We start from the raw sequence: 17,266 nt of genomic DNA, 5'->3' as shown, positions 1-17,266 counted from the left end.
TAACCAGTCGCAGAGACCGGTTACTTCGAGTAGAGCTCGACGATCAGCTGTTCCTGCACCGGAACGTCGATCTGCGCGCGCTCCGGCAGCTGGTGGACCAGCACGCGGAGGTTCGACTGAACGACCTGCAGCCACGCCGGGACCGGACGGTCGCCGAAGGACTCCTTCGCGACCACGAACGGAAGCGTGCCCGCCGACTTCGGCTTGACGTCGATGATGTCCCACTTGGTGACCTGGTAGGACGGCACGTTGACCTTGACGCCGTTGACCAGGAAGTGGCCGTGGCTCACCAGCTGCCGCGCCTGACGGCGGGTGCGGGCGATGCCGGCGCGGTAGATCACGTTGTCCAGCCGGGACTCGAGGATCTGCAGCAGGTTCTCACCGGTCTTGCCCGGACGCCGCACGGCTTCCTTGTAGTACCGGACGAACTGGCGCTCGAGAACGCCGTAGGTGTAGCGAGCCTTCTGCTTCTCCTGCGACTGCAGGAGGTACTCGGACTCCTTGATGCGCCCGCGGCCGTGCTGGCCCGGCGGGTAGGGGCGACGCTCGAAAGCCTGGTCGCCGCCGATGAGGTCAACCTTGAGGCGACGCGAAATACGCGTCGCGGGGCCGGTGTAACGAGCCATTTCTTAGTACTCCTCCCCGTTCCTCAGACCCGGCGCCGCTTGGGCGGGCGGCAGCCGTTGTGAGGCTGCGGGGTCACGTCCTGGATGGTGCCGACCTCGAGGCCGGCCGCCTGCAGCGAGCGGATCGCCGTCTCGCGGCCCGAACCCGGGCCCTTCACGAAAACGTCGACCTTCTTCATGCCGTGTTCCGCGGCCTTGCGGGCGGCGTTCTCGGCGGCCATCTGCGCGGCGAACGGAGTCGACTTGCGCGAGCCCTTGAAGCCCACGTGGCCGCTGGAGGCCCACGCGATCACGGCACCGGTCGGGTCCGTGATCGAGACGATGGTGTTGTTGAAGGTGCTCTTGATGTGCGCGTGACCGTGCGCGACATTCTTCTTTTCCTTGCGGCGGACCTTCTTGGCCCCCGCAGTGCGGCTCTTGGGTGGCATGTTCTGAGGGATCTCCTGTTAGCGCGCGTTCTCTTGGTGAGCGGCGACCGCTTCCTGCTGCCCTCGCCGGATGATGGATCCGGCGTCGGTGTAGAGGTTGCGCAGTGCCATCGGGCGGGCGTAGAGCGCCTTGGGCGAGACACAAGCCGTGGAGCGACGGACGGAACCGCCCATGCGAACGACCTTCTTGCCCTGGGTGCTCACTTCTTGCCAGCCTTCTTCTTGCCGGCGACCGTCTTCTTCGGGCCCTTGCGGGTGCGGGCGTTGGTCTTGGTGCGCTGACCGCGCACCGGAAGACCGCGACGCCAGCGCAGACCCTGGTAGGTCCCGATCTCGATCTTGCGCCGGATGTCGGCGTTCACCTCACGGCGAAGGTCACCCTCGACCTTGAAGTTTTCGTCGATGTAGTCCTTCAGCTTGACGAGATCCTCGTCGCTGAGGTCCTTGACGCGGGTGTCGGCGTTCAGCTCGGCAGCAGCGATCATCTGCTTCGAGCGGGTACGGCCGATCCCGTAGATGTAAGTCAGCGCGATCTCCAACCGCTTCTCGCGGGGGAGGTCTACGCCAGCGAGTCGTGCCACTGGTGCTCCTTTTTCGGGTTCGTCTTCAGGTCTGCTCCCCGTCCGGTTCCGGAACCGACTCGCCTGTCGGCCCGTGGCTTGCGCCCCGGGTGTCCCGGCCCCGGCCTGAAGTCCGGGGGTGCGCCGGAGTCGCTTTCACGATCCGGCAGGCACGGGGAGGGTGGGTAGCCGTCAAGCGGCCTGCTGCAGTGCGGTGGTCAGCCCTGACGCTGCTTGTGACGCAGGTTCTCGCAGATCACCATGATCCGGCCGTGACGGCGGATCACCTTGCACTTGTCGCAGATCTTCTTGACGCTCGGCTGAACCTTCACGTCTTCCTGCTTCCTGCTCTGCTCGGCTCTGGCGTGATCACTTGTAGCGGTAGACGATGCGACCACGGGAGAGGTCGTAGGGCGACAGCTCCACGACAACCCTGTCTTCGGGCAGGATGCGGATGTAGTGCTGCCGCATCTTGCCGCTGATGTGTGCCAGGACCTTGTGGCCGTTCTCCAACTCGACACGGAACATCGCGTTGGGGAGCGGCTCGACCACGCGGCCTTCGACCTCGATGGCCCCGTCTTTCTTAGCCATGTCCTCCGCAATCCCTGAGCACGCGTGACGTGCACAGCGTGATCGGTTTTGAGCTCGAGTCCTTGCTTACTGGGTGGTGCTCGGCCACACTCGGCCCCGGGTCCATGAGGTTCGCGAGAATTCACGAGCATGCTGGAACCGGCGCATGAGCGCGCCGACTTGACAGTGTACGCAACCCGTGCAGTACCCCGTCGACCGGGGGTGAAGTAGACCCTTGTGAGTGGCGGCGCGGGGCCGCTCAGGACTCTTCGGGCAGGGTGAGGACCCAGGGACCGTCTTCGGTGATGGCGACGGTGTGCTCCCAGTGCGCGGCGCGCGAACCGTCGATGGTGACGACCGTCCAGCCGTCTTCCAGTTCGAGGGTTTCGCCGCTGCCGCCGGTCAGCATGGGCTCGACCGCGAGCGCCATGCCGGGCTTGAGCCGCGGGCCCTTGCCGGGTTTGCCGACGTTGGGCAGGAACGGTTCCATGTGCATCTCGCGACCGATGCCGTGGCCGCCGTACTCGAGGATCATCCCGTACTCGCGGCCGTCGTCCCGGCTCGCCTTTTCGGCGGCGGTCTGCACGGCGAACGAGATGTCGGTGAGCCGGGAGCCCGCGCGGACGGCTTCGATGCCCGCCCACATGGCGCGTTCGGTAGCCGCGGAAAGCTCGTGGTCCTTTTCGCTGACCTCGCCGATTTCCAGCGTCACCGCGGAGTCGCCGTGCCAGCCGTCGAGGATCGCGCCGCAGTCGACCGAGATCAGGTCGCCCTCGGCGAGCACCTGCTTGCTCGACGGGATGCCGTGCACGATCTGCTCGTTGACCGAAGCGCAGATCGACGCCGGGAACCCGTGGTAGCCCTTGAACGAGGGCACCGCGCCGGCGTCGCGGATCGTCTGCTCGGCCAGTTCGTCGAGCTCGGCCGTGCTGACCCCGGCCCGCGCGAGCTCGCGCACGGCGGCAAGGGTGCGGGCGACGACGAGACCGGCCGCCCGCATGGCCTCCAGCTCGCCGCGCGTCTTGACCTCGATCATGCGCCCGCGGCGGAGCACTTGCAGAACACGCAATCCTCCGAGGTTCACGTGCGGTCGCGCAGCGCTTTCAGCACGCGGTCCGAGATCTCCTGCACCTCGCCGACGCCGTCGACCTTCACGAGGATGTCGGCGTAGTACTCCAGCAGCGGCGCGGTCTCCGACACGTACACCTGCTGGCGGCGGCGGATCACGTCTTCGGTGTCGTCCGAGCGGCCGCGCGACATGAGGCGGCCGACGACGACGTCCTCGGCCACGTCGAGCTGGATGACCGCGTCGAGCTTGCTGTCGGCCTCGCTCAGCATCTCGCCGAGGACCTCGGCCTGCTTGGTGTTGCGGGGGAACCCGTCGAGCAGGAAGCCTGCCTTCGCGTCCGGTTCGGCCAGCCGCTCGCGGACCATCTCGTTGGTCACCGAGTCCGGCACCAGTTCGCCCGAGTCCAGGTACCGCTTGGCCTCCTGGCCGAGCGGGGTCTCCTGGCCCACGTGCGCCCGGAACAGGTCGCCCGTCGAGATGTGCGGGATCCGCAGCTGCTCGGACAGGGCCACCGCCTGCGTGCCTTTGCCCGCGCCGGGCGGGCCGACGAGAACCAGTCGCGTCACTTCAAGAACCCTTCGTAGTTGCGCTGCATCAGCTGGCTTTCGATCTGTTTGACGGTGTCGAGCCCGACGCCGACCATGATCAGCACAGCCGTGCCACCGAACGGGAAGTTCTGGTTGTTCCCGCTGCCGGTGAGGGACAGGAAGAAGTTCGGGAGGATCGCGATGATGCCCAGGTACAGCGAGCCGGGGAGAGTGATCCGGCCCAGCACGAAGCTGAGGTACTCGGCGGTCGGGCGCCCGGGCCGGATGCCCGGGATGAAGCCGCCGAACTTCTTCATCTCTTCCGCACGCTCGTCCACGTTGAACGTGATCGTGATGTAGAAGTAGGTGAAGAAGATGATCAACAGGAAGTAGAGCAGGATGTGCACCCAGCTGCTCTGGTTGACCAGGTAGTTCTGAATGAACGACTGCCAGCCCGAGTTGCTCTGCGGGTCGCCGATCAGCTGGCTGAGCAGCTGCGGCAGGTACAGCAGCGAAGAGGCGAAGATGACCGGGATGACACCGGCCTGGTTCACCTTGATCGGCAGGTAGGTCGAGGTGCCGCCGTACATCCGGCGGCCGACCATGCGCTTGGCGTACTGCACCGGGATCCGGCGCTGGCCCTGCTCGACGAAGATGACGCTGGCGATGATCACCAGGCCGAACGCGAGGACCACGACCAGCGCGACGCCGCCGCCGTTGCTGATGATGTTGGCGCCCTCGGCCGGGATGCGGGCCGCGATGTTCAGGAAGATCAGGACGGACATGCCGTTGCCGACGCCGCGCTCGGTGATGAGCTCGCCCAGCCACATCATCACCGCGGTGCCCGCGGTCATGGTGACCACGATCAGCGTCAGCGAGTAGATGCTGTTGTCCGGGATGATCGGCTGCGAGCAGCCCTGGAACAGGGTGCCGCGGTCGGCGAGCGCGACCACGCCGGTGGCCTGCAGGATCGCCAGCGCGATCGTGAGGTACCGGGTGTACTGGGTCAGCTTGTTCTGGCCGGACTGGCCTTCCTTCTTCAGCTCCTCGAACCGAGGAATGACCACGGTGAGCAGCTGAATGATGATGCTCGCGGTGATGTAGGGCATGATGCCCGTCGCGAACAGCGACAGCTGCAGCAGCGCACCGCCGCTGAAGAGGTTGAGCAGCTGGTACACGCCCTGCTGATCGGCCTGTGCGGTACAGGCCTGCACGGCGGCGAACGAGACCCCCGGAGCCGGGATGGTTGCACCGATCCGGTAGACCGCGACGATGGCTAGCGTGAACAGGATCTTCTTGCGTAGATCCGGCGTCGCGAGAGCCGAGCGGAATGCGCTGAGCACGCGGGGGACCTCCTCGGCGTCGTCGGTCGTCCCAACCGACGATCGGCTTGGCCGGTACGAGACCGGCGGGATGTCTGACTCACTGGCAAGCCAGGAACGCTTCAGGGCAAACAGGCCCGGAAGCGTGCCGCCGACTCTAACAGCTTCGCATGGGCCGCCCGCAGCGCGTGTGCGTTTTACGTCTCAGTGCGAGACAGCCCCGCAGCACTGAGCCGCAGGTGAGGCCAGTCGGAGCACAGATGATCACCTGTTCGGCCCGCGCCGTTCGGCGGGCTTTCCCACAGCAGCACGAAAAAACGCCACCACCGCGCCCCCGCTGACGATCCGTGAGGGGAACCTTCACGGACTCAGAGTCCCCCAGGGTTCCCCTCACGGACAAACATCCCCAGGGCTCCCCTCGCGAACCGGCATTCCCTCAAGGGGCCCCTCACGGAACCAGATTCCCTCAAGGAGCCCTTCACGGACCGCCTCCGCCCACCGCCGGAACGCGCCCCAATGTGGCATTGGGTGCATCGCACGCACCCAATGTGGCGTTCGGTGCGTCTGACGCACCCAATGCCACATTGGGGCGCAAGCCCCACCCACCAACAAACCGCACCGGTGCACCTCGACAAACCGCACCGGTGCGCCCAACGATCGAGGCACCCAGCCCCTCCCCCGCACCCCGATACGAAGCCTCCCTGCGGTTCGGGGGTGCTTGTCAAGGCATCTTTCCCGCCTTGACAAGCACCCCCGAACCGTCAGCACAATCAACCTTCGGGGTGCCCCACGCAACCAACGAGCGGCAATGTCGCCGCCAGGCGACGAGCCGAGCAGACAAAACAAAGCGGGCCCGCCCGGAAAACCGGACGGGCCCGCTTAACGCAGCCAGATCAGCTAACGGTGGCCGAACCACCAGCAGCCTCGATCTTCTCCTTGGCAGAGCCGGAGAAAGCGTGCGCGGTCAGCTCGAGCTTGACCCCGTTCAGGTCCCCGTTGCCGAGAACCTTGACGAGCTTGCCCTTGCGAACGAGACCGTTCGCGGCCAGCTCCTCCGGACCGACCTTGCCACCGTCGGCGAACACGCGGGCGATGTCGCCCACGTTCACCGGCTGGTACTCGGTGCGGAACCGGTTCTTGAATCCACGCAGCTTCGGCAGCCGCATGTGGATGGGCATCTGCCCACCCTCGAACCCGGCGGGCACGTTCTTCCGGGCCTTGGTGCCCTTCGTGCCGCGACCGGCGGTCTTGCCCTTCGAACCCTCACCACGGCCGACGCGGATCTTGTCGCGCTTGGCGCCAGGAGCCGGACGAAGGTGGTGGATCTTGATGGCGGTCATGCCTGGACCTCCTCGACCTCCACCAGGTGGCGGACGGTGTGGATCAGGCCGCGCACCTGGGGGGTGTCCTCACGCACGACGCTCTGGCGGATCTTGCGCAGCCCGAGGGTGCGCAGCGACTCGCGGTGAGCGTGCTTCGTGCCGATCTTGCTCTTGACCTGAGTGACCTTGAGCTGAGCCATGTCAGACCCCCTGGCCGGCACGCTGACGCAGCATCCGGGCCGGGGCGACGTCCTCGAGCGGCAGACCGCGGCGAGCGGCCACCTCCTCCGGACGCTGCAGGCCCTTCAGGGCCGCCACGGTCGCGTGCACGATGTTGATCGCGTTGTCGGAGCCGAGCGACTTCGACAGCACGTCGTGGACGCCCGCGCACTCCAGCACCGCGCGCACCGGGCCGCCGGCGATGACGCCGGTACCAGCGGAGGCGGGACGGAGCAGCACGACACCGGCGGCTTCCTCACCCTGGATCGGGTGCGGAATGGTGCCGGCGACGCGCGGAACGCGGAAGAAGTTCTTCTTCGCTTCCTCGACGCCCTTGGCGATGGCCGCGGGAACTTCCTTGGCCTTGCCGTAGCCGACGCCGACCTGACCGTCGCCGTCGCCGACGACCACCAGGGCGGTGAAGCTGAAGCGACGACCGCCCTTGACGACCTTGGCGACGCGGTTGATCGTCACGACCTTCTCAAGGTGCGGGGTCTTGTCCTGGCCGGCCCCGCCACGGCCGCCGTCGCGCCGGTCCCGGCCGCCACCGCGGCGGTCGTTGCGGTCGTTGCCGCCCTGACCGCCCGGTCCGCCCTGGCCGCCGCCGAATTGCCGTGTACGTCCCGGCATCAGGCTTTCCTTCCATTCACGAGCATGTGCATCAGAACTTCAACCCCGCCTCACGGGCGGCGTCGGCAAGCGCGGCGATGCGGCCGTGGTAGGCGTTGCCGCCACGGTCGAACACCACGGCTTCGATGCCGGCGTCCTTGGCGCGCGAAGCCACCAGTTCGCCGACCTTCGCCGCCTTGGCCTTCTTGTCGCCCTCGAACGACCGGAGGTCGGTTTCGAGGGTGGACGCCGACGCCAGCGTGTGACCGGCGAGGTCGTCGATCACCTGCACGGTGATGTGCCGCGAGGACCGCTTGACGACCATGCGGGGACGCACCGGCGTCCCGCTGATCTTCTTGCGGAGGCGGAAGTGCCGACGGGTCTTGGCGACGCGGCGGCGGGTCGAGATGTCCTTGCCGACCGGCTTGCGCTTGGTGATAGTCGTGTCGCTCATCACTTACCCGTCTTTCCGACCTTGCGGCGGATCTTCTCACCCTCGTAGCGCAGGCCCTTGCCCTTGTACGGGTCCGGGCGGCGCAGCTTGCGGATGACCGCGGAGATCTGGCCGACCTTCTGCTTGTCGATGCCGGACACCGAGAACCGGGTCGGCGACTCCACCTTGAAGGTGATGCCTTCCGGGGCCTCGATCTTGACCGGGTGGCTGTAGCCGAGGGCGAACTCGAGGTCCGAACCCTTGGCCTGCACGCGGTAACCGACGCCGTGGATTTCGAGCTTCTTCTCGTAGCCCTCGGTCACGCCCACCACGAGGTTGTTCACCAGCGTGCGGGTGAGACCGTGCAGGGCACGGCTCGTGCGCTCGTCGTCCGGACGCTTCACCAGCAGCGTGCCGTCCTCGTCGCGCTCGACGAAGATCGGCTCGGCGACGGTGTGCTCCAGGGTGCCCTTCGGCCCCTTGACCTTGACGTTCTGGCCGTCGATGGTCACCTCGACCCCGGAGGGGACGGCGACCGGCAGCTTTCCGATGCGTGACATGTCTGTGCCCCCTTCCTTACCAGACGTAGGCGAGGACTTCGCCGCCCACGTTGTTGCGCTTGGCCTGCCGGTCGGTCTGCAGGCCGCCGGACGTCGAGATGATCGCGACGCCGAGGCCGCCGAGAACGTTCGGCAGTTCGGTCGATTTTGCGTAGACCCGCAGACCCGGCTTGGAGACGCGGCGAAGGCCGGCGATGCTCCGCTCGCGGTTGGGGCCGTACTTCAGCTCCACGATGAGGTTCTTGTGCTTCTCGCCCGGCTCGTCGCGGTAGCTCGCGATGTAGCCCTCGCGCTTGAGGATCTCGGCGATGTTCGCCTTGATCTTCGAGTGCGGAAGCACGACCTCGTCGTGGTACGCCGAGTTCGCGTTGCGCAGACGGGTCAAGAAGTCTGCGATCGGGTCGGTCATCGTCATGGTGACCTGTCAACCTTTCTCGCCTGGTTCCCCGCCTCGCCCGGCCGGAGAGGTCTCCGGCCGGGGCGGCGGGGCCTGTGGCGAACTGGGAATAGAGTTTCGAGCCTTACCAGCTGGACTTGTGGACACCGGGCAGTTCGCCCGCGTGCGCCATCTCCCGGAGGCAGATCCGGCACAGGCCGAACTTGCGGTAGACCGAGTGCGGACGGCCGCACCGGTTGCACCGGGTGTAGCCGCGCACCGCGAACTTCGGCTTCTTCGAAGCCTTGCTGACTAGCGCTTTCTTAGCCATCGGCTCAGTTCTCCTTGAACGGGAAACCGAGCTTGCGCAGCAGCGCCCGGCCCTCGTCGTCGGTGGTGGCGGTCGTGACGACGGTGACGTCCATGCCGCGAGGGCGGTCGATGTCGTCCGGGTTGATCTCGTGGAACATCGACTGCTCGTTGAGACCGAACGTGTAGTTGCCGTTGCCGTCGAACTGCTTGGGCGAAAGCCCGCGGAAGTCGCGGATACGGGGCAGCGCGATGGTCAGCAGCCGGTCGAGGAACTCCCACATCCGGTCGCCGCGCAGCGTGACGCGCGCACCGATCGGCTGTCCCTCGCGGAGCTTGAACTGCGCGATGGACTTGCGGGCCTTCCGGATTTCCGGCTTCTGCCCGGTGATCAGGGCGAGGTCGCGGACCGCGCCGTCGATCAGCTTGCTGTCCCGGGCGGCGTCCCCGACACCCATGTTCACGACGATCTTCACGACGCCGGGAATCTGGTGCACGTTGGGGATGGAGAACTCCTTCTGGAGTTCGCCCTTGATCTCTTCGCGGTACCGGGTCTTCAGACGCGGCGCGATCTTCTCTGCGGTGGTCATGTCAGATGTCCTTGCCGTTCCGGCGCGAGACCCGGACCTTCTTGCCGTCCTCGCCGATGCGGTAGCCCACCCGGGTCGGCTTGCCGTCCGAGTCCACGACCATCACGTTCGACACGTGAATAGGCGCTTCCTGCGTCACGATGCCGCCGGACTGGGCGCCACGCTGGGTCTGGGTGATCCGGGTGTGCTTCTTGATCCGGTTGACACCCTCGACCAGCACGCGCTCCCGCTCGGGGTAGGCCTGAATGACCTTGCCCTTCGCGCCCTTGTCCTTGCCGGCGATGACGACGACCGTGTCGCCCTTCTTCACCTTCATCACAGCACCTCCGGCGCGAGCGAAATGATCTTCATGAACTTTCGGTCGCGCAGCTCGCGGCCCACCGGGCCGAAGATGCGGGTGCCCCGGGGCTCGTTGTCGTTCTTGATGAGCACGGCGGCGTTCTCGTCGAACCGGATGTAGGAACCGTCCGGACGACGGCGCTCCTTCACCGTGCGGACGATGACAGCCTTGACGACATCGCCCTTCTTCACCCCGGCGGCCGGGATGGCGTCCTTCACGGTGGCGACGATGATGTCGCCGATGCCGGCGTAGCGCCGCCCGGAGCCGCCGAGCACGCGGATGCAAAGGATTTCCTTCGCGCCCGTGTTGTCGGCAACCCGAAGCCGCGACTCCTGCTGGATCACGTCAACTCCTGTATGTCGCGCTGGTTCTCGCTGTCGCGAGCCTTGCGGAACCAAGGACTCCCGAAAGAGCCCTGCTTACTTGGCCTTCTCCACGACCTGCACCAGACGCCAGCGCTTGGTCGCCGACAGCGGCCGGGTCTCCATCAGCGTGACCCGGTCGCCCACGCCCGCCTCGTTGTTCTCGTCGTGCACCTTGACCTTGGTGGTGCTGCGGAGAACCTTCGAGTAGCGCGGGTGCTTCTTGCGGTCCTCGAGCTCGACCACGATCGTCTTGTCCATCTTGTCCGAGACGACGTAACCCTCGCGGACCTTGCGGTAGTTCCGGGCGGTCTTCTCGGTGGCAGCCTCGCTCATGCGGCACCTTCACTTTCGGCGTCGGGCGCCACGGACAGGCCGAGCTCGCGCTCGCGCATGACCGTGTAGATCCGCGCGATGTCCGTGCGGACGGTGCGCAGCCGACGGTTGTTGTCCAGCTGCCCGGTCGCCATCTGGAAGCGGAGGTTGAAGAGCTCCTCCTTGTATTCCTTCAGACGCAGCACGAGCTCTTCGGCGGTGAGCTCACGCAGCTCGGATGCCTGTGCGGCTCCGTTAGCCATCAGAACTCACCTTCCCGGGTCACGATGCGGCACTTCATGGGCAGCTTGTGGATCGCGCGACGGAGCGCCTCGCGGGCGGTCTCCTCGTTCGGGAAGCTGATCTCGAACATCACGCGACCCGGCTTCACGTTGGCGATCCACCACTCGGGCGAACCCTTGCCGGAACCCATGCGGGTTTCCGCCGGCTTCTTGGTCAGCGGGCGGTCCGGGTAGATCGTGGTCCACACCTTGCCGCCGCGCTTGATGTGACGGGTCATGGCGATACGAGCGGACTCGATCTGCCGGTTCGTCACGTAGCTGTGCTCAAGCGCCTGGATGCCGTACTCGCCGAAGCTGACCTTGGTACCGCCCTTGGCGGCGCCGTGGCGCTTCGGGGAGTGCTGCTTGCGGTGCTTGACCCTGCGCGGGATGAGCACGTCTCAGCCCTCCGTCTTTTCTGCGGTCTCGGTGGCCGGAGCCGCCTCGGTCGCGTTGTCGCTCTTCGCAGCGGCGGCGGCGCGGCCGGCCTCGGTCGAGGTCGGGGTCGTGCCCGACGCGCCGGAACGGCGCGGACGGGACGGCCGGTCGCCGCGGTCGCGGCGCGGCGCGCGGTCCGCGGCCGACGCGGCGGCGTCGCGCTCGGCGCGCGCCTTCAGTCCGCCGACCAGCTCGCCCTTGTAGATCCACACCTTCACGCCGATGCGACCGAACGTCGTCTTGGCCTCGAAGAAGCCGTAGTCGATGTCGGCGCGCAGCGTGTGCAGCGGGACCCGGCCGTCGCGGTAGTGCTCGGAGCGGGACATCTCGGCACCGCCGAGACGACCGCCGCACTGCACGCGGATGCCCTTGACCTGCGGCGAGCGCATGGAGGTCTGGATCGCCTTGCGCATCGCGCGGCGGAACGCCACGCGGTTGCTCAGCTGCTCCGCGACACCCTGGGCGACCAGCTGCGCGTCGGCCTCGGGGTTCTTCACCTCGAGGATGTTCAGCTGGACCTGCTTCTTGGTCAGCTTCTCCAGCGCGCCGCGGATCCGGTCGGCCTCCGCGCCGCGGCGGCCGATGACGATGCCCGGCCGGGCGGTGTGGATGTCGACGCGGACGCGGTCACGGGTGCGCTCGATCTCGACCTTGGAGATGCCGGCGCGCTCCATGCCGGTGGAGAGCAGCTTGCGGATCTTGACATCCTCGGCCACGTACTCCGCGTACTGCTTGTCGGCGTACCAGCGCGACTTCCAGTCAGTGGTGATACCCAGGCGGAAGCCGTGCGGGTTGATCTTCTGGCCCACTACCGGCCACCTGCCTTCTTGTTGCTCTTCTTCTCCGCAGGCCGCGACTCGACCACCACGGTGATGTGGCTGGTGCGCTTGCGGATCCGGTACGCACGGCCCTGGGCACGCGGACGGATGCGCTTGAGGGTCGGGCCCTCGTCGGCGGTCGCGGACTTGATCCAGAGCGTCTCCGGGTCCAGCTGGAGGTTGTTCTCGGCGTTGGCCGCCGCGCTGGCGATGACCTTCGCGAGCTGCGTGCTGGCAGCCTGCGGCGCGAACCGGAGCACGGCCAAGGCCTCGCTGACGCTACGACCCTTGACGAGCTCGATCACCCGGCGCACCTTCATCGGCGCGTCCCGGACAAAGCGAGCCCGCGCGACGGCCGTGGGCAGCTCTTCTGCCGTGGCCGTGGCGTTTGACTGGGCGTTCATCTGCTTCCCTTAACTTTCTCTGGCCCGCTCAGCGGCGGCGCGACTTGCGGTCGTCCTTGATGTGGCCCTTGAAGGTCCGCGTCGGGGCGAACTCGCCCAGCTTGTGACCCACCATCGCCTCGGTGACGAACACCGGGACGTGCTTGCGGCCGTCGTGCACCGCGATCGTGTGCCCCAGGAAGTCCGGGATGATCGTGGAGCGCCGCGACCAAGTCTTGATCACGGTCTTCTTGCCCGATTCGTTGAGAGCGTCCACCTTCTTGAGCAGGTGGTCGTCCACGAACGGGCCCTTCTTAAGGCTGCGTGGCATGTGCTTCTACCTCCCTGCTCAGCGCTTCTTGCCGGTACGCCGGCGGCGGACGATCAGTTTGTCGGACGGCTTGCTCTTGCGAGTGCGGCCTTCGGGCTTGCCGTTCGGGTTCACCGGGTGGCGACCACCGGACGTCTTGCCCTCGCCACCGCCGTGCGGGTGGTCGACCGGGTTCATCACGACACCGCGGACAGTCGGGCGCTTGCCGCGCCAGCGGTTGCGGCCCGCCTTGCCCCAGTTGATGTTCGAGTGCTCCGAGTTGCCGACCTCGCCGACGGTCGCGCGGTTGCGCACGTCCACGTTGCGGATCTCGCCCGAGGGGAGACGCAGCTGGGCGTAAGGACCGTCCTTGGCGACGAGCTGCACGCGGGCACCGGCGGACCGGGCCATCTTCGCGCCGCCGCCGGGGCGGAGCTCGATCGCGTGGATCACGGTGCCGACCGGGATGTTGCGCAGCGGCAGGTTGTTGCCCGGCTTGATGTCGGCGCGGGGGCCGTTCTCAACCGTGTCGCCCTGCTTCAGCTTCTCCGGCGCGATGATGTAGCGCTTCTCGCCGTCGGCGTAGTGCAGCAGCGCGATGCGCGCGGTGCGGTTGGGGTCGTACTCGATGTGCGCGACCTTGGCCGGCACGCCGTCCTTGTCGTGGCGACGGAAGTCGATCACGCGGTAGGCGCGCTTGTGGCCACCGCCCTTGTGCCGGGTGGTGATCTTGCCCGAGGCGTTGCGGCCGCCGGTCTTGCTCAGCGGACGCAGCAGCGACTTCTCCGGCGTGGACCGGGTGATCTCGGCGAAGTCCGAGACGCTCGAACCGCGACGACCCGGGGTCGTCGGCTTGTACTTGCGGATGCCCATTGTCAGCTCAGTCCTTTACGCGGTGGGTCCGCCGAAGATCTCGATCGCCTTGCTCTCAGGCGAAAGAGTCACGATGGCGCGCTTGGTGTCCTTGCGCTTGCCGAAGCCGGTACGAGTCCGCTTCCGCTTGCCCTGGCGGTTGGCCGTGTTGACGCTGACGACCTTCACGCCGAACACCTTCTCGACCGCGATCTTGATCTGGGTCTTGTTGGCGTCCGGACGGACGATGAACGTGTACTTGTGGTCCTCGAGCAGTCCGTAGGACTTCTCGGAGATCACCGGCGCGAGCAGGATGTCGCGGGGGTCCGGAATGGCGACCGAGCTCACTTCTCGTCACTCCCTTCCGAAACGTCGCTCGAACGCGCGAGGGCCTTGACGACCTTCCCGCGGACGGGGCCTGCCACGAACGCGTCGTAAGCGGCCTTGGTGAACACGACGTCGTCGTTGACCAGGACGTCGTAGGTGTTGAGCTGGTCAGCCCAGATCAGGTGCACGTACGGCAGGTTCCGCGCGGACACCCAGGCGAGCTCCTCGTCGCGGTGCAGGACCACGAGAACGCGCTTGGCCTGGGTCGCGGCGGCGATCGCCGTCTTGGCGGTCTTGGTCGACGGCTTCTCGCCGGTGACCAGTTCCGTCAGGACGTGCAGCTGGCCGGCGCGGGCCCGGTCCGAGAGGGCGCCACGCAGAGCGGCGGCCTTCATCTTCTTCGGGGTGCGCTGGGTGTAGTCGCGCGGCGTGGGGCCGTGCACGACGCCACCGCCGGCGAACTGCGGCGCGCGGGTCGAACCCTGGCGGGCGCGACCGGTGCCCTTCTGCCGGTACGGCTTCTTGCCGCCACCGGAGACCTCACCGCGGGTCTTCGTGTCGTGCGTGCCCTGGCGCGCGGCGGCCAGCTGGCCCACCACGACCTGGTGCATCAGCGCGACGTTGGCCTGCACGTCGAAGATCTCCCCGGGGAGCTCGACGGTGCCGTCGGCTTTACCGGCCGGAGTCTTCAGCTCGACGTTCGTCATCGTCAGTTTCCACCCTTCGCGGCACTGCGCACGAACAGCAGGCCGCCCTTGGGACCGGGCACCGCGCCCTTGATCAGCAGCAGGCCGTCCTCGGCACGCACCGCGTGCACGGTCAGGCCCTGCGTGGTGACCCGGTCGCTACCCATCCGGCCCGCCATGCGCAGGCCCTTGAACACGCGGCCCGGCGTGGCGCAGCCGCCGATGGAACCCGGCTTGCGGTGCACGGCCTGCGCACCGTGGCTCGCGCCCTGGCCCTTGAAGCCGTGGCGCTTCATGACGCCCGCGTAGCCCTTGCCCTTGCTGGTACCGGTCACGTCGACCGAGGTCCCGGCCTCGAACACCTCGGCGGTGATCTCCTGGCCGACCTCGTAGGTCTCGGCGTCGGTGGTGCGCAGCTCGGCAACGTGGCGACGCGGGGTCACGCCGGCCTTGTCGAAGTGGCCGGTGCGCGGCTTGTTCACCTTGCGCGGGTCGATCGCGCCGAACGCCAGCTGCACGGCCGCGTAGCCGTCCTTGTCAGTGGTCCGAACCTGGGTCACCACGTTCGGTCCGGCCTTGACGACAGTGACCGGGATGACCCGGTTCTGCTCGTCGAAGACCTGGGTCATGCCGAGCTTGGTGCCCAGGATGCCCTTCATTTGCCTGTCAGACATGAGTTCTTATCTCCGCCGCTCGCCCAACGCTTACTGGATGTTGACGTCGACGCTCGCCGGGAGGTCGATGCGCATGAGCGCGTCCACCGTCTTCGGCGTCGGGTCGAGGATGTCGATCAGACGCTTGTGCGTGCGCATCTCGAAGTGCTCGCGCGAGTCCTTGTACTTGTGCGGCGAGCGGATGACGCAGTAAACGTTCTTCTCGGTAGGCAGCGGCACCGGCCCGACAACACGGGCGCCGGTGCGCGTGACCGTTTCCACGATCTTGCGCGCCGAGGTGTCGATCGCCTCGTGGTCGTAGGCCTTGAGCCGGATGCGGATCTTCTGTCCCGCCATGGTGGCTGCGTTCCTTGTCGTCTCGTGCCGCTTTGTCTCGTCAACCTGGGCCGGAGCCCGGGTTTCAGCAGTTCAACGGCCCTGTCCCCGGTCCACGCGGTCGGGCGTGTCGCGCCCGCCGCACAGACGGATCCCTAAGGATCGTCGTCTTGCCTGGTCTTCCTCTACGTGAGGAGGCCGCGGGCCGACGCGAGAGTCGTCCCTACTGGCCTTGCCCGCTAGCCTCACCCGAAGGACGAGCTCCACGGACCGTGGCCACTCGTGCCAGGGCGGCCGGAACCCCGAAGGGTTCGGCCGCCCCAGGACGAGCAACCTGAATAGTGTCGCACACGTGAGTTGACGCCCTGAACTCGGGGGTGTATTGACCCGAATTCAGGGCGCCGACGTCACTTGTTGATCTTGGTAACCTGGCCCGCGCCGACGGTCCGGCCACCCTCGCGGATGGCGAAGCGCAGACCCTCGTCCATGGCGACCGGCTGGATCAGCACGACGCTGATGTCCGTGTTGTCGCCCGGCATGACCATCTCGGTGCCCTCGGGAAGGGTCACGACGCCGGTCACGTCCGTGGTGCGGAAGTAGAACTGCGGGCGGTAGTTGTTGAAGAACGGGGTGTGCCGTCCGCCCTCGTCCTTGGACAGGATGTAGACCCGGCCCTCGAACTCGGTGTGCGGGGTGGTGGTGCCCGGCTTCACGACGACCTGGCCGCGCTCGACGTCCTCGCGCTTGATGCCGCGGACGAGGAGGCCGACGTTGTCGCCCGCCTGGCCCTGGTCCAGCAGCTTGCGGAACATCTCGACACCGGTGACGGTGGTCTTGGTCGACTTCTCGCGGATGCCGACGATCTCGACCTCTTCGTTCACGTTGACCACGCCACGCTCGACGCGACCGGTCACCACGGTGCCGCGGCCGGTGATCGTGAAGACGTCCTCGATCGGCATGAGGAACGGCTTGTCGAGCTCGCGCACCGGGTCCGGCACGTTGTCGTCGACGGCGTGCATCAGCTCGAGCACGGCGTCGGCCCACTTCTGGTCGCCCTCGAGCGCCTTGAGGCCGGACACGCGGATGACCGGAGCGTCGTCGCCCGGGAACTCCTGCGAGGACAGCAGCTCGCGGACCTCCAGTTCGACGAGCTCGAGGATCTCCTCGTCGTCGACCATGTCGGACTTGTTCAGCGCGACCACGATGTAGGGCACGCCGACCTGGCGGGCCAGCAGCACGTGCTCGCGGGTCTGCGGCATCGGGCCGTCGGTCGCCGCGACCACCAGGATCGCGCCGTCCATCTGCGCGGCACCGGTGATCATGTTCTTGATGTAGTCAGCGTGGCCGGGGGCGTCCACGTGCGCGTAGTGACGCTTCTCGGTCTGGTACTCGACGTGCGAGATGTTGATCGTGATGCCGCGCTGCTTCTCTTCCGGCGCGTTGTCGATCTGGTCGAACGCACGGGCTTCGTTCAGCTCCGGGTACGCGTCGTGCAGAACCTTGGTGATCGCCGCGGTCAGCGTGGTCTTGCCGTGGTCGACGTGACCGATGGTGCCGATGTTGACGTGCGGCTTGCTCCGCTCGAACTTCGCCTTCGCCACTGGAATGTCCTCCTGGACTGATTTCGCGTTGTGCTCGTGGGGCA

The 17,266-nt window shown here is 67.0% G+C and carries 31 protein-coding genes; all 31 read right to left on the bottom strand.

The window, feature by feature from the left end; genetic code table 11:
• Positions 1-20: 20 nt before the first annotated feature.
• Positions 21-626, bottom strand: a complete 606-nt coding sequence (gene rpsD, locus ACFORO_RS40155; protein ID WP_116202463.1) for a 30S ribosomal protein S4 — start codon at positions 624-626, stop codon at positions 21-23.
• A gap of 23 nt (positions 627-649) precedes the next feature.
• Positions 650-1,054, bottom strand: a complete 405-nt coding sequence (rpsK, locus tag ACFORO_RS40150) for a 30S ribosomal protein S11 (RefSeq protein ID WP_009072340.1) — start codon at positions 1,052-1,054, stop codon at positions 650-652.
• Between the two features lie 18 nt (positions 1,055-1,072).
• A complete protein-coding gene (locus ACFORO_RS40145) occupies positions 1,073-1,258 on the bottom strand; it encodes a hypothetical protein (protein ID WP_009072338.1) in 186 nt (61 codons plus the stop codon).
• On the bottom strand, positions 1,255-1,635 hold the full coding sequence (gene rpsM / locus ACFORO_RS40140; protein WP_009072337.1) for a 30S ribosomal protein S13: 381 nt from the start codon (positions 1,633-1,635) through the stop codon (positions 1,255-1,257). Before rpsM ends, ACFORO_RS40145 begins: the two co-directional genes overlap by 4 nt.
• A gap of 197 nt (positions 1,636-1,832) precedes the next feature.
• Positions 1,833-1,946 (bottom strand): 50S ribosomal protein L36, encoded by a 114-nt coding sequence (gene rpmJ, locus ACFORO_RS40135; RefSeq protein WP_004558882.1) that lies wholly within the window; start codon positions 1,944-1,946, stop codon positions 1,833-1,835.
• A 37-nt stretch (positions 1,947-1,983) separates the two neighbouring features.
• Positions 1,984-2,205: a translation initiation factor IF-1 gene (gene infA / locus ACFORO_RS40130; RefSeq protein ID WP_004558881.1), complete on the bottom strand. Its 222-nt coding sequence runs from the start codon at positions 2,203-2,205 to the stop codon at positions 1,984-1,986.
• A 238-nt stretch (positions 2,206-2,443) separates the two neighbouring features.
• Positions 2,444-3,220: a type I methionyl aminopeptidase gene (gene map / locus ACFORO_RS40125; RefSeq protein WP_354748220.1), complete on the bottom strand. Its 777-nt coding sequence runs from the start codon at positions 3,218-3,220 to the stop codon at positions 2,444-2,446.
• 44 nt (positions 3,221-3,264) lie between these two features.
• Positions 3,265-3,819, bottom strand: coding sequence for an adenylate kinase (locus ACFORO_RS40120; protein WP_116202460.1), 555 nt, complete (start codon positions 3,817-3,819; stop codon positions 3,265-3,267).
• Positions 3,816-5,123, bottom strand: coding sequence for a preprotein translocase subunit SecY (gene secY / locus ACFORO_RS40115; RefSeq protein ID WP_344270202.1), 1,308 nt, complete (start codon positions 5,121-5,123; stop codon positions 3,816-3,818). The genes ACFORO_RS40120 and secY overlap by 4 nt, the downstream gene beginning before the upstream one ends.
• 872 nt (positions 5,124-5,995) lie before the next feature.
• Complete coding sequence (gene rplO / locus ACFORO_RS40110; RefSeq protein ID WP_009072329.1) at positions 5,996-6,442, bottom strand: 50S ribosomal protein L15; 447 nt, start codon at positions 6,440-6,442, stop codon at positions 5,996-5,998.
• Complete coding sequence (gene rpmD, locus ACFORO_RS40105; RefSeq protein WP_004558875.1) at positions 6,439-6,624, bottom strand: 50S ribosomal protein L30; 186 nt, start codon at positions 6,622-6,624, stop codon at positions 6,439-6,441. Before rpmD ends, rplO begins: the two co-directional genes overlap by 4 nt.
• A gap of 1 nt (position 6,625) precedes the next feature.
• Positions 6,626-7,273: a 30S ribosomal protein S5 gene (gene rpsE, locus ACFORO_RS40100; protein ID WP_067583695.1), complete on the bottom strand. Its 648-nt coding sequence runs from the start codon at positions 7,271-7,273 to the stop codon at positions 6,626-6,628.
• Positions 7,274-7,304: 31 nt separating this feature from the next.
• Positions 7,305-7,706 carry a 50S ribosomal protein L18 gene (gene rplR / locus ACFORO_RS40095; RefSeq protein WP_354740637.1) on the bottom strand — a complete coding sequence of 134 codons (402 nt, stop codon included), beginning with the start codon at positions 7,704-7,706 and terminating at the stop codon, positions 7,305-7,307.
• On the bottom strand, positions 7,706-8,245 hold the full coding sequence (gene rplF, locus ACFORO_RS40090; protein WP_354740635.1) for a 50S ribosomal protein L6: 540 nt from the start codon (positions 8,243-8,245) through the stop codon (positions 7,706-7,708). The genes rplR and rplF overlap by 1 nt, the downstream gene beginning before the upstream one ends.
• A gap of 16 nt (positions 8,246-8,261) precedes the next feature.
• On the bottom strand, positions 8,262-8,660 hold the full coding sequence (gene rpsH, locus ACFORO_RS40085) for a 30S ribosomal protein S8 (RefSeq protein WP_354740633.1): 399 nt from the start codon (positions 8,658-8,660) through the stop codon (positions 8,262-8,264).
• Between the two features lie 106 nt (positions 8,661-8,766).
• Entirely contained in the window at positions 8,767-8,952 is a 186-nt protein-coding gene (locus ACFORO_RS40080) for a type Z 30S ribosomal protein S14 (protein ID WP_116204585.1), read from the bottom strand.
• A 4-nt stretch (positions 8,953-8,956) separates the two neighbouring features.
• Positions 8,957-9,520, bottom strand: coding sequence for a 50S ribosomal protein L5 (gene rplE, locus ACFORO_RS40075; RefSeq protein WP_354740630.1), 564 nt, complete (start codon positions 9,518-9,520; stop codon positions 8,957-8,959).
• 1 nt (position 9,521) lies between these two features.
• Positions 9,522-9,836, bottom strand: a complete 315-nt coding sequence (rplX, locus tag ACFORO_RS40070; RefSeq protein WP_033291190.1) for a 50S ribosomal protein L24 — start codon at positions 9,834-9,836, stop codon at positions 9,522-9,524.
• Positions 9,836-10,204: a 50S ribosomal protein L14 gene (rplN, locus tag ACFORO_RS40065; RefSeq protein ID WP_004558867.1), complete on the bottom strand. Its 369-nt coding sequence runs from the start codon at positions 10,202-10,204 to the stop codon at positions 9,836-9,838. The genes rplX and rplN overlap by 1 nt, the downstream gene beginning before the upstream one ends.
• Positions 10,205-10,279: 75 nt before the next feature.
• The gene (gene rpsQ / locus ACFORO_RS40060) at positions 10,280-10,558 is read right to left on the bottom strand and encodes a 30S ribosomal protein S17 (RefSeq protein WP_116204582.1); all 279 of its coding nucleotides are present in this window, start codon (positions 10,556-10,558) and stop codon (positions 10,280-10,282) included.
• Positions 10,555-10,800 carry a 50S ribosomal protein L29 gene (rpmC, locus tag ACFORO_RS40055; RefSeq protein ID WP_009072314.1) on the bottom strand — a complete coding sequence of 82 codons (246 nt, stop codon included), beginning with the start codon at positions 10,798-10,800 and terminating at the stop codon, positions 10,555-10,557. Before rpmC ends, rpsQ begins: the two co-directional genes overlap by 4 nt.
• The gene (rplP, locus tag ACFORO_RS40050; RefSeq protein ID WP_020662795.1) at positions 10,800-11,216 is read right to left on the bottom strand and encodes a 50S ribosomal protein L16; all 417 of its coding nucleotides are present in this window, start codon (positions 11,214-11,216) and stop codon (positions 10,800-10,802) included. The genes rpmC and rplP overlap by 1 nt, the downstream gene beginning before the upstream one ends.
• A gap of 3 nt (positions 11,217-11,219) precedes the next feature.
• A complete protein-coding gene (gene rpsC / locus ACFORO_RS40045) occupies positions 11,220-12,065 on the bottom strand; it encodes a 30S ribosomal protein S3 (protein ID WP_377873171.1) in 846 nt (281 codons plus the stop codon).
• Positions 12,065-12,478 carry a 50S ribosomal protein L22 gene (rplV, locus tag ACFORO_RS40040; RefSeq protein ID WP_344270166.1) on the bottom strand — a complete coding sequence of 138 codons (414 nt, stop codon included), beginning with the start codon at positions 12,476-12,478 and terminating at the stop codon, positions 12,065-12,067. The genes rpsC and rplV overlap by 1 nt, the downstream gene beginning before the upstream one ends.
• A 28-nt stretch (positions 12,479-12,506) precedes the next feature.
• Entirely contained in the window at positions 12,507-12,788 is a 282-nt protein-coding gene (rpsS, locus tag ACFORO_RS40035) for a 30S ribosomal protein S19 (RefSeq protein ID WP_003102083.1), read from the bottom strand.
• Between the two features lie 18 nt (positions 12,789-12,806).
• Complete coding sequence (gene rplB, locus ACFORO_RS40030; protein WP_037816266.1) at positions 12,807-13,640, bottom strand: 50S ribosomal protein L2; 834 nt, start codon at positions 13,638-13,640, stop codon at positions 12,807-12,809.
• 15 nt (positions 13,641-13,655) lie between these two features.
• The gene (rplW, locus tag ACFORO_RS40025) at positions 13,656-13,967 is read right to left on the bottom strand and encodes a 50S ribosomal protein L23 (protein WP_009072304.1); all 312 of its coding nucleotides are present in this window, start codon (positions 13,965-13,967) and stop codon (positions 13,656-13,658) included.
• Positions 13,964-14,653: a 50S ribosomal protein L4 gene (gene rplD, locus ACFORO_RS40020; RefSeq protein WP_377873170.1), complete on the bottom strand. Its 690-nt coding sequence runs from the start codon at positions 14,651-14,653 to the stop codon at positions 13,964-13,966. Before rplD ends, rplW begins: the two co-directional genes overlap by 4 nt.
• A 2-nt stretch (positions 14,654-14,655) precedes the next feature.
• Positions 14,656-15,306 (bottom strand): 50S ribosomal protein L3, encoded by a 651-nt coding sequence (gene rplC / locus ACFORO_RS40015; RefSeq protein ID WP_344270152.1) that lies wholly within the window; start codon positions 15,304-15,306, stop codon positions 14,656-14,658.
• 30 nt (positions 15,307-15,336) lie between these two features.
• On the bottom strand, positions 15,337-15,642 hold the full coding sequence (gene rpsJ / locus ACFORO_RS40010) for a 30S ribosomal protein S10 (RefSeq protein WP_003102098.1): 306 nt from the start codon (positions 15,640-15,642) through the stop codon (positions 15,337-15,339).
• Positions 15,643-16,028: 386 nt separating this feature from the next.
• Complete coding sequence (tuf, locus tag ACFORO_RS40005; protein ID WP_354740624.1) at positions 16,029-17,222, bottom strand: elongation factor Tu; 1,194 nt, start codon at positions 17,220-17,222, stop codon at positions 16,029-16,031.
• Positions 17,223-17,266: the final 44 nt, after the last annotated feature.

The sequence above is a fragment of the Amycolatopsis halotolerans genome, from assembly GCF_042647905.1.
GTDB lineage: Bacteria > Actinomycetota > Actinomycetes > Mycobacteriales > Pseudonocardiaceae > Amycolatopsis > Amycolatopsis halotolerans.
The sequence above is the reverse complement of the archived record's forward strand: the minus strand, read 5'-3'. Positions and strand labels throughout refer to the sequence as shown.